Below are 14734 nucleotides of genomic sequence, written 5' to 3' on the forward strand. Positions count from 1 at the left end.
CGCGCAGACCTACGCCGCCGTGACCAACGACTGCCTGGCGGTGGCCCGTTGCGCCGGCATCACGGTGTGGGGGGTGCGCGACCAGGACTCCTGGCGCTCGGGTGACACCCCGCTGCTGTTCAGCGGCGGCAACAAGAAGCCCGCCTACGACGCCGTCCTCAACGCCCTGAACGCCGCCAACCCCGGCCCCACCCCCACACCCACGCCGACCCCGACACCCACCCCCACTCCGACTCCGACACCGGTCCCGGGCGCGTGCGCGGCGACCATCACGACGACCAACAGCTGGTCGGGTGGCTTCCAGTCGACGGTGACCGTCCAGGCGGGCAACACGGCGATCAGCGGCTGGACCGTGCAGTGGACCTGGCCCGGCGGGCAGAGCATCAGCAGCCTGTGGAACGGCCAGCAGAGCGTGTCCGGCTCCAGCGTCACCGTACGCAACGCCACCTACAACGGCTCCATCGCCGCCGGCGGTTCCACGACCTTCGGGTTCACCGCGAACGGCACCGCGGCCACCCCGACCGCCACCTGCACCAGCCCCTGACGGCGGCCGGACATGATGAGGAGAATACAGATGCGACTGCCCTGGCGAGCGCGGTCACCGCGCCCCTCCGCCGTCACGACCGCGGCGCCGCCCCGGCGGGCCTCTCACCGCGGCCTCGTGATCGGCGCCGTCGCAGTCCTGCTCGCCGGAGCGGGCCTGCTGACCGTGCAGCCCGCCCAGGCCGCCGTCGCCTGCCGGGTCGACTACGCCATCAGTTCGAGCTGGTCAGGGGGCTTCAACGCCACTGTCACCATCAACAACCTCGGTGACGCGGTCAACGGCTGGCGGCTGACCTGGTCCTTCGGCGCCGGCCAGCAGATCACCCAGATCTGGAACGCCACCCAGACCCAGTCCGGCTCGTCGGTGACCGCCACCAACGTCTCCTACAACGCCTCCATCCCCTCCGGCGGCAGCGCCAACTTCGGGTTCAACGGCTCGTGGACCGGCAGCAACCCGGTGCCCACGTCGTTCGCCCTGAACGGCGTGACCTGCGGCGACCCCGGCACCCCACGCCCACTCCCACACCGACCCCTACCCCCACACCGACCGGCACGTGCACTCTTCCGTCGACGTACCGCTGGACATCGACCGGCGCGCTGGCGAACCCGAAGTCGGGGTGGGTCTCGCTCAAGGACTTCACCACCGTCGTCTACAACGGCAGACATCTCGTCTACGGGACGACGCACAACACGGGAACGGCGTGGGGTTCGATGAACTTCGGCCTCTTCACCAACTGGTCCGACATGGCCTCGGCCAGCCAGAACACGATGTCCTCCTCCACTGTCGCGCCCACGCTCTTCTACTTCGCCCCGAAGAACATCTGGGTGCTCGCCTACCAGTGGGGCGGGACCGCCTTCTCCTACCGGACCTCCAGCGACCCCACCAATCCGAACGGCTGGTCATCGCAGCAGGTGCTCTTCTCCGGAAGCATCTCCGGCTCCGGAACAGGCCCCATCGACCAGACACTCATCGGTGACAGCACGAACATGTACCTGTTCTTCGCCGGGGACAACGGCAAGATCTACCGGGCCAGCATGCCCATCGGGAACTTCCCGGGCAGTTTCGGCTCGACCTCGACGGTGATCATGAGCGACACGACGAACAACCTGTTCGAAGCCGTTCAGGTCTACAAGCTCCAGGGCCAGAACAAATACCTCATGCTCGTCGAGGCGATCGGCTCGCAGGGCCGCTACTTCCGCTCGTTCACCGCCACCAGCCTGGACGGCTCGTGGACACCGCAGGCCGCGACCGAGAGCAACCCCTTCGCCGGCAAGGCCAACAGCGGCGCCACCTGGACCAACGACATCAGCCACGGCGATCTGGTCCGCAGCAACCCCGATCAGACCATGACCGTTGATCCCTGCAACCTGCAGTTGCTCTACCAAGGACGCAACCCCAACTCCGGCGGCGACTACGGCCTCCTGCCCTACCGGCCGGGCCTGCTGACACTGCAGCACTGATGAGGTGACACGGATCTGTCCCTGAGAGCGGCCTTCCGGTTGGCAACGGTGGTCATCCCAGCCCCCGTCACCAACCGGAAGGCCCGCCCGCCGGCTTCCTGGCGCACCGCCCATGCGACCTTCACTCGCCCTCATCGGTCGTGGAGTCGCGCAGTCGGCCCAACCACACACCCATCGCAAGCATGTAGTTCCAGGGGTCGCGGCGTCCCGGTGCAACCAGGGGAGGCAGCACGGGGTTCAAGGGGCGCATCAGGGACGGTGAACCGCCCCTCGCTCCTGAAATCTCGCTCACGATGGGAGTCCGATATGTCGGCAGTTCTGGACGGCAAGGCAGCGCTGGTGACCGGCGGCAGCCGCGGCATCGGCAAGGCGATCGCGCTCCGGCTCGCCGCTGACGGGGCGGATGTGGCGGTGACCTGCCAGCACGGCACCGACCAGGCCCGCGCCGTGGTGGAGCAGGTGAAGGCGATGGGACGCCGGGCCATGGCCCTCCAGGCAGACGCCGGTGACCCCGGGGCGGTCACGGACGCCGTTCAGCGGGCGGCCGGCGAGTTCGGCCGGTTGGACGTCCTGGTCAACAACGCCGGAGTGTTCCCCTTCGGGCCGCTGCAGGACGTGCGTCCGGAGGACTTCGACCGAGTCCTCGCCATCAACGTGCGTGCGCCGTTCATCGCCGCTCAGATCGCGGCAGCGCACATGACCGAAGGCGGACGGATCATCAACATCGGCAGCTGCCTGTCCGGCCGCACGCCTTTCCCCGGCATCACCCTGTACGCATTGAGCAAGACCGCCCTCACCGGACTGACCAAGGGCCTCGCACGCGACCTCGGTCCGAGGGGCATCACCGCCAACGTCATCCATCCCGGCCCGATCGACACCGACATGAACCCCGCCGACGGGCCGGGCGCCGACGCTCAGAGCGCCTACACCGCCCTCGGGCACTACGGGGAGCCCGCGGACATCGCCGCGACCGTCGCGCACCTGGCCGGCGAGGGAGGCCGATACATCACGGGCGCCTCCATAGCAGTGGACGGCGGCGTCACCGCCTGACTCCTTGCCGATCCGCGAGGAAACACAAGAGCGAAAGGCCGTCGGGAACCCGCCATCCTCCCGGCGGCCTTCGCACATCATCGACCAGATCCGTTACGAGCACATCCACCGCCCTGCACGTCACGCCGGCCTTCGCCAAGCGCCAGGCGAAGAGCACCAAGCCATCACACGTCGAAGACCTCGTCCCGGAGCCCGAGCCCTCCGCCGGAGGCTCCGGGGTCGTCCATACCCCGTCGGGCGGAGGCGATGGGGGCATGGCCAAAGGGAGCACCCCTTGATCAGGGGCTCATGTTGATCGACGATGGCGAAGAGGATCCTCGCGAGCAACGAGCAGGTGGTGGCCACCGCGACCGGTCCCGTATCCAGCAGGGCCACACGGGAGGGATTGAACGTGTCGAAAAGCGACTTGCAAACCGCGCTGGAACAGGCGGTGCAGCTCGCCGGGTACACCAAAATAGCTGTCTACGGGCTGGACGGCCAACTCTGGGCCGTCAGTCCCGATGATTTCAGTGTCCAGCCCGAGGAGTTTCAAGCGATCGTCAGCGCGGTCAATGACGTCACCCTCCTGTGGAACGACAACTATCTCTACTTTGAAGGCGTCCCGTACGAGTTGTCGGAAGGCGAGAACCTGTTGACATATACCGTCCCACAGTTCGTGGTCAGAGGCCTGGACGAAAGTGACAGTGACGGCATTGGCTGTGCCCTGGTCGAGCAGGGCCTCATCATCGCGCTGTTCAACGCGGACACGTCGGACGACGATTACACGTACATCGAAATTTTGGCCGATCTAGTTGGCACCCGGCGTAACTGACTGCTTTAGGGCCCCTCCGCGTTCACGCCCACATGATGCGGGGGTTGACGTCTCACCGGCGTAGGGGCTCCCCAAGTCGGCCGCCGTCTCAGGTCTCCTGGCCGAACCGACCGGGACCGGGGTGGGCAGCGTCCTCCGCTGTGCGGTCGACATCGACGGGCCGAAGTCCTGATCCGGCGACGAGGGCGTCGCCGAGTTCCGAGCGTAGATAGAGGACCGAACGACCGTGGCGGGCGCTGGCGAGGAGGCCGGCGGCGCGGAGGGTGCGGAGGTGCTGGTTGACGGCCGAGGGGGTGACGCCCAGGCGGCCGGAGAGTTCGGTCGACGAGGCGGGGGTCTCAAGCATGGTGAGCAGCCCTGCCCGGGTGGCGCCCAGAAGGTCGGTGAGCACCCCTGGGGAGTGACGGGGCTCCGCTTGCCAGAGCGTGCCGACGCCCCGAGTGCCGTACATGATCAAAGGGGGCTCGGACGGGGAGATGGGGACGGTAGCGGCCCGGCTGAAGAGGGTCGGGACCAGGGTGAGGCCCTCGCCGCTGGTGGAGCGCCGGTAGCGGGCGTCGCTGATCAGCCGCATGGATACGACGCCGTCCTTCAGCTGAACGCGCTCGCTGAGGTCGGCGAACATCGCGGCCAGGCCGTGGGCCGAGATGACCTGGCCGCGGTGGACCACGTCGGCCTGCAGGACCGCGCGCATCCTGGGCCACCAGGGTGCGAAGCAGGTGCGCCAGTAGTCCCGCAGTGCGTCCAGGATGCGGGCCGACGGGTCACCGCGCAGCGGCTCGGGGAGCCGGGGGTGGATGGCGCGCAGGTCGTCGATCACCCGGTCCACGGGCACGCGGGCGACCGTGGCGAGTTCGTCGTCGATGCGGGTGAGCGGGGCATGGGGGCGGGGTGACAGGTAGTCCGGCGTCCACATGTCGTCGTTGGTGAGCGCTTGCAGCAGGGGCACGTCCAGTGTGGATCGGGCCTGCTCCGTGCGGCGCAGCCAGGGCAGGTGCACGGGATAGCGGCCAGGGTCGCGGAACGTGCGCAACGACAACGTGAGCTCGTTGAGCGGCGAGATGGCGAAGCGGACGTCGGCCACGTCCATCCCCGCGAGCTCGTACTCGATCAGCCCCGCCATGAAGCCATACGCTACATCAATTGGCGACAAAGGCCCTATTAAGGGATAAAGGCCCCCGTGATCCAGACCTTCTTCCCTCAGGACCGCGTCGCCCGCTCACTGACCGTCAGCACGATGGCGTTCGCGCTCTCCAGCGGCGTCTTCTACACCGTCAGCACGCTGTACTTCACGCTCGTCATCGGGCTCAGCGCGACGACGGTGGGTCTCGGGCTGGGCATCGCGGGCGGCACCGGGGTGCTGGCCTCGTACGCGGGAGGGTGGCTGGCTGACCGGGTCGGCGCGCACCACGTCCAGACGGTGGCGACAGGGCTCAACGGGGTTGCGCTGCTCGCCTACACGTTCGTCTCCGACGCCGCCGTGTTCACCCTGATCGCCTGCCTGGCCGTGATCACGCGTTCGGTGGGCTCCGCGTCGAAGCAGGCGATGCTGGCGCGGTGGTACACCGGCCCGGAGCGGGTCGAGGTCCGGGCCCGGATGCGCGTGGTCACGAACGTCTTCATCGGCCTGGGCACGGTGGCCGCTGCGGCGGCGCTCCTGATCGGCACCGCGTCGGCGTACCGTGTGGCGGTGGTCGTCGCCGGCATCTTGCTGCTGGCGGCCACCGTGCCGCTGGCCGGGCTCGGGCGCCAGGTGCCGGAGCTCGCCGCCAGGATGACCGCCGTCAGGGAGCGCACCGCGTCCGCCGGGCCTTCGCCGCTCAGGGACCGTACGTACATCGCGAGCGTGGCGTGCAACGCCGTGGTGGCCACGCAGTTCGGCCTGCTGACCGTCGGCATGCCGCTCTGGGTGGCCACCACCGACGCGCCCACCGCCATCGTCTCCGCGCTACTCGTCCTCAACACCGTGGTCGTGGCCGCACTCCAGGTGCGCGCCTCGCGCGGCACCGACGACGTGCGCAAGGCCGGGCGCACGGTCAGGCGTGCGTCGTGGCTGCTCGCGATGGCATGCGGTCTGTACGCTCTGGCCGGCTACGGAAACATGATCGTCGCCTGCGTCCTGTTCGTCCTGGCCGCGTTCGCCCACACCATGGGTGAGATCCTGGGCGAGGCGGGTGGCTGGGGCATGGCCTTCGAACTGGCCGACCAGCGCAGCGCCGGCGCCTACCAAGGCCTCAGCCAGACCGGCTACGCGATCGCCGCCATGTTCTCCCCGATCCTCGCCACCACCGCCGTCGAACACGGCACCGCGGGCTGGGCCGGCCTGGCCGCCCTCTTCGTCCTGGCCGGCACGGGCGCCGCCGCGGTGGCCCGGCACGCAGCCGCCAGGGATCGAGCGGGACGTGAGGGCTCTTCGATGGTCGGCGCAAGCGCGTCGGGTAGTGGCGCATCGGGTGCGTAGACGCTGATTCTCGGGATTACGGAAGCTGCAGGCGTCTCGGAGGGTGGTCTTGATGACGCGGTGGGTGCCTTCCGAGCCGGCGTTGGTGATGCCGGTCGTGAAGGAAGGTCAGGATCTTGGGCAACCGGGTCTCAATGGCGGTGGCCAGGCGTTCGAGTTCGGGCAGGCCGGAGACGGCGCAGCGGTCGTAGAAGCGAAACGGCCGCTCAGCGATGACGGTGCGGTCAGGGTTGGTGCGGGTTATTGAGCGCGGACGAGGGCGAGCATGTCTTCCACCGAGCCGGCCGGGTCGCTGATCGGAAACTGCACCGCACGGATGATCGCATTGGGGTCGACCAGCAAGGTGAGGCGCTTGAAGCGATCGACGCCGGCCGCCCGGAAGGTCGGCAGCAGCAGCCCGGCCGCGAGCTTGCTGTCCTGGTCGGACAGAAGCGGGTAGGGCAACCTCGCGTGCGCGACGAAGGCGGACAGCTGGTCGGGTCGCTGGGTGCTGACGCCTCGGATCACGGCACCCGCCGCCTCGAAGTCGGCATGCCGTGACGCGTAGGTGAGGGACTCCAGAGTGCAACCCTGAGCACCCGGGATGTCGGCCCAACCAGGCGGGTGGCCCTGGGCGCCGGGCGCGAAGGCGCCGGGGAAGAAGTAGAGCACCGTCCAGACACCGGGTGCGTTGGGCGCGGCCCGTTCGCCGTCGTGTCGTTCCAGAACGACATCTGGCATTTTCCGATCGACCAGCTCATGCACCCGGCGGGTCTCGGCGGACCCGTCCTCGCTGGTCGCGGTCAGCGCGCCATCGCCCATCACATGTCTGGTACCCCAATCCTGTAGCGCGATGAGCGCCGGCAGCAGGCCCTCGCCCTTCGCGGTCAGCAGGTAGTCGTAACGCGGCGGGCGATCGGAGTAGGGCCGCTTCTCCAGCACCCCGTGTTCGACGAGCCCAGCCAGGCGCTCGGCCAGAGCTCGGCGGCTGACACCGAGCTCACGCTGAAGGCCGTCGAAGCGGGTGGTGCCGCCGGCGATGTCCCGCACCACCAGGAACGTCCACCAGTCACCGATCACTCCAAGCGCCTGCGCGATGCCGCAGTCGGCGTCGGGTAGATCAGCACGCTTCACATGCCCCAGTATATAGTGCATTCCATTCTGGAACTTACCTGGGAGATGTCGAGATGGCAGTCGACAGTGCGCGCGGCGCGAGCGTCTTCTGGCGGTGGTGGACAGCCGGCACGACCAGCGCGGTCGGTTCGGCGATGGGCGCAGTGGCGTTGCCACTGACGGCGTTGACGGTGCTCGACGCCTCCGCGTTACAGATGGGCCTGATCGCCGCTGCCGGTTACGTCGCCTGGATCGTGATCGGCCTACCCGCCGGGGTGATGGTGCAGCGACTACCCATGCGAAGGGTTCAGGTCGGCGCTGACCTGGCACGCGCGGCGGCGGTCATCTCCATTCCTCTGGCGTGGTGGCTGGACTGTCTGACGGTCGCCCAGTTGGTGATCGTGGCGCTCGTGATCAGCTTCGCGGACGTCATCTTCGACGTCGCCAACTCGACCTTCCTGCCGTCGATCGTGAGCAAGGAGCAGTTGCAGTCCCGTAACAGCCTGACCTCCGGCACCCAGGCCACAACTCAGCTCGGCGGACCATCCGTTGGCGGTCTCATCGTCCAGGTGCTCGGGGCTGTGCCTACCCTCCTCGTCGACGCGGCCAGCTACCTTGTCTCAGCCCTGCTGCTGCGGACCCTGCCCGAACGCCGCTCAGAGACCCCCGAGCGGTGGCCACCGGTACGCGCGATGATCCGGGAAGGCTGGCGTTTCGTCGTGCACCACCCGGTGATGGGGCCGTGTATGTGGGCCGCCACCGCGGCGAACACAGTCTGCGGGGCACAGCACGCGCTCTACGCGTTGTACCTCGTGCGCGAGTTGCACGCCGAGCCCGGCCTCGTCGGCCTGCTGCTGGCGGCCGACGGCGTCGGCACGCTGATCGGCGCGGCTTTGACGAACCACATCACAGCCAGGCTCGGGACCGCCCGCGCCCTGATCGTCGCCGGATTCGTCTCGCTCGCCGGGGCGCTTGTCGTGCCCCTCGGCACCGGCTGGCAGGCCTTCGTCGCCTTCGCCGTCGGCAATGTGGTCTTCTCCGCCGGCGTGGTGGTGTTCAGCGTGGTCACCCGCACCTACCGGCAGATCGCCAGCCCGCCCGACCTGCTGTCCCGGGTGATGGCGACGGTCCGCTTCGTCTCCTGGGGTGCGATCCCCATCGGCGGGTTGATCGCCGGAGCCGTTGCCGGGGTCCTCAGCGGCCGCGTCACCTTGATGATTTTCGTTGTCGCGGCCGCCTGCATGCCGTTGGTCCTGCTGGCGTCACCGATCCGGCACCTGCGCAATCTCACCGACTATCAGCAGCGCGACGACTCAACCGGCCCGCCAGCCGCATCGTCGGAGCTCGCCGCCGACACCGAACCGGCCTAGCCTCCGGAGCTGATGACCCGTCGCCGGCAGCACGTAGGGGATCGAGGGTGGAAGTCTCACCGTAGGAGCCCGCCACGTCCGCAGCTACGCCGAGCTCCTCACTCCAGCCGAAGGCAACGACACCAAGCTCACCACCTGGATCACAACGAGCCGAGCCGCTGACCTGCCCCACCTGCGCGGATTCACCAACGGCCTGATCATTTGAGCCCTGGGCACCGGCAGGCGGGGTTTTGAGCAGGTCAGAGGTCACTTGGCAAGGTGGCGGCTGATGACCAGGCGCTGGATCTGCATGTTCTCCGATGCGCGAGCCGGTCACCGGCGAAACGCTTGCGGGCGTCTCACGTCGCTTCTCCCTGGTTCCGATGCTCCCACGGAACAGCGACGGAACAAGAGCGGAGCTTGGAGGCGGCTGTGGCGATACCGAAGAAGGGCTCGCCGCTCATCACCGTCGACGGCACCGTCTTCCGCCGGCGCGTCCGCCACAAGCCGACCTACGGACGCCGCGAGCCTGGAGCAGCACATGCCCAGCGAGGGCGTGGGCCGGCTGCTGACCGGTATTTCAAGGAGACCGCGGCCGGGCGCAAGGAGAAGCGCCCGCCGCAGTTTCCGCGACTGACGGCGTACGAGGACCTGGCGGCCCGCCCGTGCATCGGCGATGCTGTGACGCGTGGAGTACGTGTCCAGAGTTCCGCGACCGCCGCTGGACGGGCTACTCGACGACCTCTACTACCTGGAGGGCGCGCCGCCGTACCCCCGGCTGACGCTGCCGCCGATGCCGTCGGCGGTGCTCATCCTCAACCTCGGGGCGCCGTTCCACATCCGCGCCGGCACCGACATCAAGACGGCCGAGTACGCCGACGGCTGCGTGGTCACCATGCCCACCCGCGCCTTCGAGTTCGGCTACCCACCGGGGACCCGGTCAGTCGGCGTGCACTTCAAGCCGTGGGGGCTGGCGCCATTCCTGCCGATGCCTGCGGCCGAACTGTGCGACCGGCCGGTGACGGTGGAGCAGATCTGGGGCCGTCCCGCCATTGCTGAGCTGCGAGACCGGCTGGCCACGGCGGCCGGGCCGCACGAGATGCTGACGCTGCTCGAGGACGAGCTCATGCGACGGCTCAGCGAGACCGCCGGCCTGCGGCTGGTCCGCCACGCGAGCAGCGTCATCGCGGCGGCCACGGGAGCGGTGGCGATCGGCGACCTGAGCGTGGCGGCCGGCGTCAGCAGCACCCATCTGGCACAGCGGTTCAAGGAGCTCATCGGCGTCACGCCGAAGCGGCTCGCCCGCACCTACCGCTTCGCCGCCACCGTGCTCGCGATCGACCCCGCCGGACCGGTCAACTGGGTCGACCTCGCCGGTCGTGCCGGCTATTTCGACCAGGCCCACTTCGGGCACGAGTTCCGGGCGTTCACGGGGCTTACGCCGACCCGGTACGTAGAAGTCCGGCGGCGGTTCCTGCGCGAACATCCCGGCCATGCGCTCGACGTCGGGCCGCTGCCGGCCGTTTGATTTCTTACAAGAGCCGGCAACTCCCGATACGCCAGTATGGGCACTTCCCGAGCGGAGGAGAGAGCCCTATGGGCAAGGTGGTCATGTACGGCACGGTGTCGGTGGACGGCTTCATCGCGGACGAGAACGACCAGGTCGGACCGCTGTTCGACTGGATGTCCAGCGGTGACGTCCCCTTGGGCGAGACCGGGGAGGCGAAGGTGTCGCAGGCGTCCTACGACTACACCCGGCCGTACTGGGACCAGATCGGAGTGACGATCGTCGGCCGCCACGTCTTCGACCTGACGGACGGCTGGGGCGGCAAGCCTCCGGGCGGGATCGACCACGTGGTCGTCGTGTCCCACCGGCCGATGCCCAAGGGCTGGAACCCCGAGGCGCCGTTCCACTTCGTCGACGGTGTCAAGGCCGCCATGGCCAAGGCACAGGAACTTGCGGGCGCCCGCACGGTCGAGGTCGCCGCCGGCGACGTCGGCGGCCAGGTGCTGGCCGCAGGGCTCGTCGACGAGGTCGCCATGGACGTCGCGCCCGTGGTGTTCGGATCTGGCAAGCGCTACTTCGGGTCAGTCGACGCACAGCACCTGCTGGAGGATCCTGACGTGGTGATCCAGGGCAACCGGGTGCTCCACCTCCGCTATCGGGTGCGCCGATGACCGATCTGAGCGGGTCCGAGCTGGACCAGCACCGCGCCGGGCAACTCGGTGACGCAAAGAAACTCGCACCGCCGGCGGGCTGGCCAGCGCGACCGAACCTCCGATCCCAGCGCCGATAGCGGTCCCGATCACGCCGATGTGAAGGGTCACGAACGACGCCGAGAGTGCCACCCTGTAGCACCAGATAGCACGCTGAGACAGAGTTGACGAGTGAGCACTCCTGAGCCCGACCACTCCCATCAGATCTCCCAACGCGACCTGCGAAACCGGTCAGCGGAGATCATGGACGGCCTGGAACGCGGCGAGCGGTACGCCGTCACACGCAACGGTCATCACATCGGCGACCTGGTCCCCATCCGCCGTCGGCGCCGGGCCGTCTCGCGCGCCGAGTTCGCCGCCGTGTCCCGCGGCATGCCGCGACTGGACGACCAGAAATACCTCGAGGACATGAACCGCCACGTCGACGACGACCTCTACGACCCTTACGATCGCGCCTACGGCAGAGGCGAGTTCGCCGAGGACGGGGAATGACTCTCACTCAAGGGCTCCTCGACACCAACATCCTCATTGCGTGCCGGAATCGACCCTGACGAACTGCCCGACGAGATGATGATCAGCGCCATCACCACTGCCGAGCTGTCAGTCGGCGTACTGGTGGCTACTGGGGCACAGGAACTCGCGCAGCGAATGAAGATCCTTCAAACCGCCGAGGCCGAGTTCGACCCCCTTCCCTTCGACGACACCGCCGCCCGCGAGTACGGCCAGTTGTGGACCGCCGTCATCGCCTCAGGACGCAAACTCCGCCCCCGAACAGCAGACCTGATGATCGCCTGCGTGGCTATCGCGAACCGCCTCCCCCTTTACACCTGCAATCCCAAGGATTTCAAAGGCCTGGACCACCTGCTCGCCGTGGTCCCGGTCACACGGCCACGGTGGGTCAGTGCATGAAGGAGGCTGACCCTGCGGCCTGGATGAAGAAGCTTCACTGAACCAGCCTTGATTGAGCGCGACGCACACTTCGCCGACCGGGTCCTCCCGTCGGCCGGCCCGCTCGGCTTGTCCCGGGAAGGAAGAGGGCGGTGTTCGTCCTTCACGGTCCGGCCTCGTACTGGCCGTGTCTCTTGCTCTGCGACTGGTGTGCGCCCGTGCCGCTGACCGATGCTGAGATCGCCGCCCAGCTCGCGACCGGCTGGGGCTGCTCGACACGAGGATGGCCGATTCGACTCTCGTCTGGACGAGATTCCCGATATCGACGACCCGGACATGCCCGTCAAGGTCAACGCGAGTTGGTTCCCTCGGAACCCGGGTTCGAAGACGCCCACTACGATCAGGCCATGGGTATCCAGCGCACGCAGTTTCGTTTATATCGGTACACGTGCGCCGAAGAATGTCAGCACAAATTGCTGGTCCGGGTGAATCGACCAAGCTACCCGAACTACGATCAGTCGGCCGAAGACGCGGCTGAGGCTTTCGCGGATTCCGCAGCCGATCACCTTCGGACCTGGTGGCAGCGCTGGCTGCTGCCCCGTAACTGCCGCCGTGAACACGAGTCCCGGCTGACGAACGTCTTTCACGAGGCCATTTCTGAAGAACTCGACGGCCCGGGCCTGAGAGAAATGTTGGTGTGGGAGATGGTGACCGATGATGATCCGATCATCGGCGCAGCCTCTACGGAAGAAGAGTTCTGGCGCCGGCTGAACGACTACTACGGGCCGGACGACCTACCCACGTCCGCGCGGCAGGTTGTCTCCCACTCCGTCTATTTCCTGACCGAGCAGGACGGAGCAGGCGATCTCCGCGACGCCTGACTCCCGAGCGGGATCACGCGGTCGACCAAGGAGCGTCCGCCACCGGTTCTACCCCGCCACCGCCACACTGCGGCACACGGGGAGCAGCCAAGACATCCAACCGCGCCACTCCTCATCAGCCAGATCAGACAGCTCGGCCCCTCACCCACTCGACGTGCCGACACTGACAACAAGATCTAAGCGACAGCCCTTGATGCCCGCTCATGGCGCAGCGCTCAGGCGGCTGTTCTCTCGCGCGACGCGCACACCCGGCGTACACCTTCGCCCGCTGCCAATGCCCCGGCCGAACACTCCTCGTGACCTATGGTCGGCCCTTGTAGGCGTGACATGCACTCATCAGCGTGATCGGTCAAACGGCCGAGCCACACGGGGGATGCGCTGTGGATCGTGATGAGTTGGCCTATCTCAGTGACGGCCGCCGCAGGGTCGCTCTGGCGACCCTGCTGCTGGAGGGGCGGATGCGGTTGTCCCACGCGGGCAGGCTCTATCCGGTCGCGGGCGCCGATGCGGGCGATCCCGTGCTGGAGGCGGCGCTGGCGCAGCGGGCCACCCTGAAGGAGTCGCTCGCCGCGCTGGCCGAGCACGAGAGCGTGCGCGCGGTGGAGGAGGACCTGTTGCGCCGCGGGCTCGTCACGCGCGGATTGCTGGGCCGGTTCCGGCGTCCCACGCCGGAGGGCATGCGAATGGTCGAGGAGGCCAGAACGGTCAAGGGGAGAGGACAGGCGATCGCAGTCGCGCTCAACGGCCTGGCCGGGGTCTCCGACGACTCGATCAAACGGCAGTTCGGCGCGGCCAAGGCGGGCCCGCTCCGAGGGCAGGGGCAAGGCGGCTGGGACGCCCGGGATTACGACATCGGGTCTCCCGGGGATCCATGTGACACCCGTCTCGCAGCCGGGCGGTGCCGACGTGAATCCCTGGACCTACGGGTGCGACTCCGATGCACTTCGTTGCGGCGCCGCGCGGGTCAAGGTCTACGAGCAAGACCTTTCTGCCTCATCCGGCCGCGGCCACCGAGATGAACATCGCAGTGGCAGTCCCGATCATGGCTTCGCGCCCGCCAAGGCCATCGATGACCGTCTGGAGCTCACTTGGCAAGGTGGCGGCTGATCACCAGGCGCTGGATCTGGTTGGTGCCCTCGAAGATCTGCATGATCTCCGATGCTCTCCGCGGCCACCTGCGAAAACCTGTCGACCAGGAGAGCCTGACCAGGCGTTACTGTTGCGGCTGGCTCTCATCGTTTCGCGCTGTTCTCGGCCATCCCACGGAACAGTGACGGAACAGGGCAGGAGGTTGCTCATGGCGATCCCAAAGAAGGGTTGTCAATCTCGCTAACCTACGGTCTGAAAAAAGCGGGTGACAGTTTCCCGTCAGAGCGTTGGCAGCGAACGCCGATTTAGGCCTTGGGCTGATCAAGACTGCCTTCTGTGATCGCCTTAACGGCCGCGCTGCGGACATCTTCGTGTCTGTCCTCGGTGCTGCGCTCGCGAAGCCAGGCAAGAGTCTCCGGGTCATCAGGCCAGCCCGAGGCAATCACCTCAACGGCCGCGCGACGGACACCCTCGTGCCCGTCCTCGACGCCGCGCTCGCGAAGCCAGGCAAAAGTCTCCGGGTCATCACGCCAACCCTCAGCGATCACCTCAACGGCCGCGCTGCGAACATCCTCGTCTGTGTCCTCGGTAGCGCGCTCGCGAAGCCAGGCAAGAGTCTCCGGGTCATCACGCCAACCCTGGTCGACGGCCCTAACAGCTGCACGACGGATGATCCAGTGTTCGTCCCGGACGGCGCGGTCGCGCAGCCAGGCAAGAGTCTCCGGGTTGTCAGGCCAGCCCGAGGCGATCACCTCAACGGCCGCGCTGCGGACACCCTCGTGCCCGTCCTCGACGCCGCGCTCGCGAAGCCAGGCAAGAGTCTCCGGGTCATCAGGCCAGCCCGAGGCGATCACCTCAACGGCCGCGCTGCGGACACCCTCGTGCCCGTCCT

The 14734-nt window shown here is 67.8% G+C and carries 16 protein-coding genes and 1 pseudogene; 14 read left to right on the forward strand and 3 right to left on the reverse strand.

Annotated features, from left to right (window positions below):
- The 5 genes and pseudogenes from ABZX61_RS64845 to ABZX61_RS64865 form a co-directional block, all read left to right on the forward strand.
- Positions 1 to 544 (forward strand): cellulose binding domain-containing protein (locus ABZX61_RS64845; protein WP_355212972.1); only part of this gene is annotated, 544 nt, incomplete at its 5' end.
- Between the two features lie 30 nt (positions 545 to 574).
- Positions 575 to 976: pseudogene (locus ABZX61_RS64850) on the forward strand (cellulose binding domain-containing protein); the annotation flags it as partial.
- Positions 977 to 981: 5 nt separating this feature from the next.
- Positions 982 to 2004 (forward strand): non-reducing end alpha-L-arabinofuranosidase family hydrolase, encoded by a 1023-nt coding sequence (locus ABZX61_RS64855; protein WP_355212974.1) that lies wholly within the window; start codon positions 982 to 984, stop codon positions 2002 to 2004.
- A 306-nt stretch (positions 2005 to 2310) separates the two neighbouring features.
- Positions 2311 to 3054 carry a 3-oxoacyl-ACP reductase family protein gene (locus tag ABZX61_RS64860; RefSeq protein ID WP_355212976.1) on the forward strand — a complete coding sequence of 248 codons (744 nt, stop codon included), beginning with the start codon at positions 2311 to 2313 and terminating at the stop codon, positions 3052 to 3054.
- A gap of 301 nt (positions 3055 to 3355) precedes the next feature.
- Positions 3356 to 3865 carry a profilin gene (locus tag ABZX61_RS64865; protein ID WP_355212978.1) on the forward strand — a complete coding sequence of 170 codons (510 nt, stop codon included), beginning with the start codon at positions 3356 to 3358 and terminating at the stop codon, positions 3863 to 3865.
- Between the two features lie 88 nt (positions 3866 to 3953).
- On the opposite strand, the gene ABZX61_RS64870 is transcribed toward ABZX61_RS64865, so the two are convergent.
- Entirely contained in the window at positions 3954 to 4988 is a 1035-nt protein-coding gene (locus tag ABZX61_RS64870) for a DUF5937 family protein (protein ID WP_355212980.1), read from the reverse strand.
- Between the two features lie 57 nt (positions 4989 to 5045).
- Between ABZX61_RS64870 and ABZX61_RS64875 the strand changes: the two genes are divergently transcribed.
- Positions 5046 to 6326: an MFS transporter gene (locus tag ABZX61_RS64875; protein ID WP_355212981.1), complete on the forward strand. Its 1281-nt coding sequence runs from the start codon at positions 5046 to 5048 to the stop codon at positions 6324 to 6326.
- A 52-nt stretch (positions 6327 to 6378) separates the two neighbouring features.
- A complete protein-coding gene (locus tag ABZX61_RS64880) occupies positions 6379 to 6573 on the forward strand; it encodes a hypothetical protein (protein WP_355212983.1) in 195 nt (64 codons plus the stop codon).
- Here the strand turns inward: ABZX61_RS64880 and ABZX61_RS64885 are convergent.
- A complete protein-coding gene (locus tag ABZX61_RS64885; RefSeq protein WP_355212985.1) occupies positions 6567 to 7439 on the reverse strand; it encodes a winged helix-turn-helix transcriptional regulator in 873 nt (290 codons plus the stop codon). The genes ABZX61_RS64880 and ABZX61_RS64885 overlap by 7 nt on opposite strands.
- A 53-nt stretch (positions 7440 to 7492) precedes the next feature.
- Between ABZX61_RS64885 and ABZX61_RS64890 the strand changes: the two genes are divergently transcribed.
- From ABZX61_RS64890 to ABZX61_RS64920, 7 genes are all read left to right on the forward strand, one after another.
- Positions 7493 to 8788 carry an MFS transporter gene (locus tag ABZX61_RS64890; protein ID WP_355212987.1) on the forward strand — a complete coding sequence of 432 codons (1296 nt, stop codon included), beginning with the start codon at positions 7493 to 7495 and terminating at the stop codon, positions 8786 to 8788.
- A gap of 667 nt (positions 8789 to 9455) precedes the next feature.
- Positions 9456 to 10295 carry a helix-turn-helix domain-containing protein gene (locus ABZX61_RS64895; RefSeq protein ID WP_355212988.1) on the forward strand — a complete coding sequence of 280 codons (840 nt, stop codon included), beginning with the start codon at positions 9456 to 9458 and terminating at the stop codon, positions 10293 to 10295.
- Between the two features lie 68 nt (positions 10296 to 10363).
- Positions 10364 to 10945 carry a dihydrofolate reductase family protein gene (locus ABZX61_RS64900; protein WP_355212990.1) on the forward strand — a complete coding sequence of 194 codons (582 nt, stop codon included), beginning with the start codon at positions 10364 to 10366 and terminating at the stop codon, positions 10943 to 10945.
- A gap of 210 nt (positions 10946 to 11155) precedes the next feature.
- Positions 11156 to 11476 carry a prevent-host-death protein gene (locus ABZX61_RS64905; RefSeq protein ID WP_350725299.1) on the forward strand — a complete coding sequence of 107 codons (321 nt, stop codon included), beginning with the start codon at positions 11156 to 11158 and terminating at the stop codon, positions 11474 to 11476.
- 36 nt (positions 11477 to 11512) lie between these two features.
- A complete protein-coding gene (locus ABZX61_RS64910) occupies positions 11513 to 11893 on the forward strand; it encodes a type II toxin-antitoxin system VapC family toxin (protein ID WP_355212992.1) in 381 nt (126 codons plus the stop codon).
- Between the two features lie 386 nt (positions 11894 to 12279).
- Positions 12280 to 12753, forward strand: a complete 474-nt coding sequence (locus tag ABZX61_RS64915; RefSeq protein WP_355212994.1) for a hypothetical protein — start codon at positions 12280 to 12282, stop codon at positions 12751 to 12753.
- A 395-nt stretch (positions 12754 to 13148) separates the two neighbouring features.
- Positions 13149 to 13772 carry a hypothetical protein gene (locus tag ABZX61_RS64920; RefSeq protein WP_355212996.1) on the forward strand — a complete coding sequence of 208 codons (624 nt, stop codon included), beginning with the start codon at positions 13149 to 13151 and terminating at the stop codon, positions 13770 to 13772.
- A 375-nt stretch (positions 13773 to 14147) separates the two neighbouring features.
- Here ABZX61_RS64920 and ABZX61_RS64925 read toward each other — a convergent pair.
- On the reverse strand, positions 14148 to 14734 hold a 587-nt coding region (locus ABZX61_RS64925), incomplete at its 5' end, for a HEAT repeat domain-containing protein (protein ID WP_355212997.1).

The organism is Nonomuraea sp. NPDC003709 (genome assembly GCF_040610775.1).
In the GTDB taxonomy this organism is placed as follows: domain Bacteria; phylum Actinomycetota; class Actinomycetes; order Streptosporangiales; family Streptosporangiaceae; genus Nonomuraea; species Nonomuraea angiospora_A.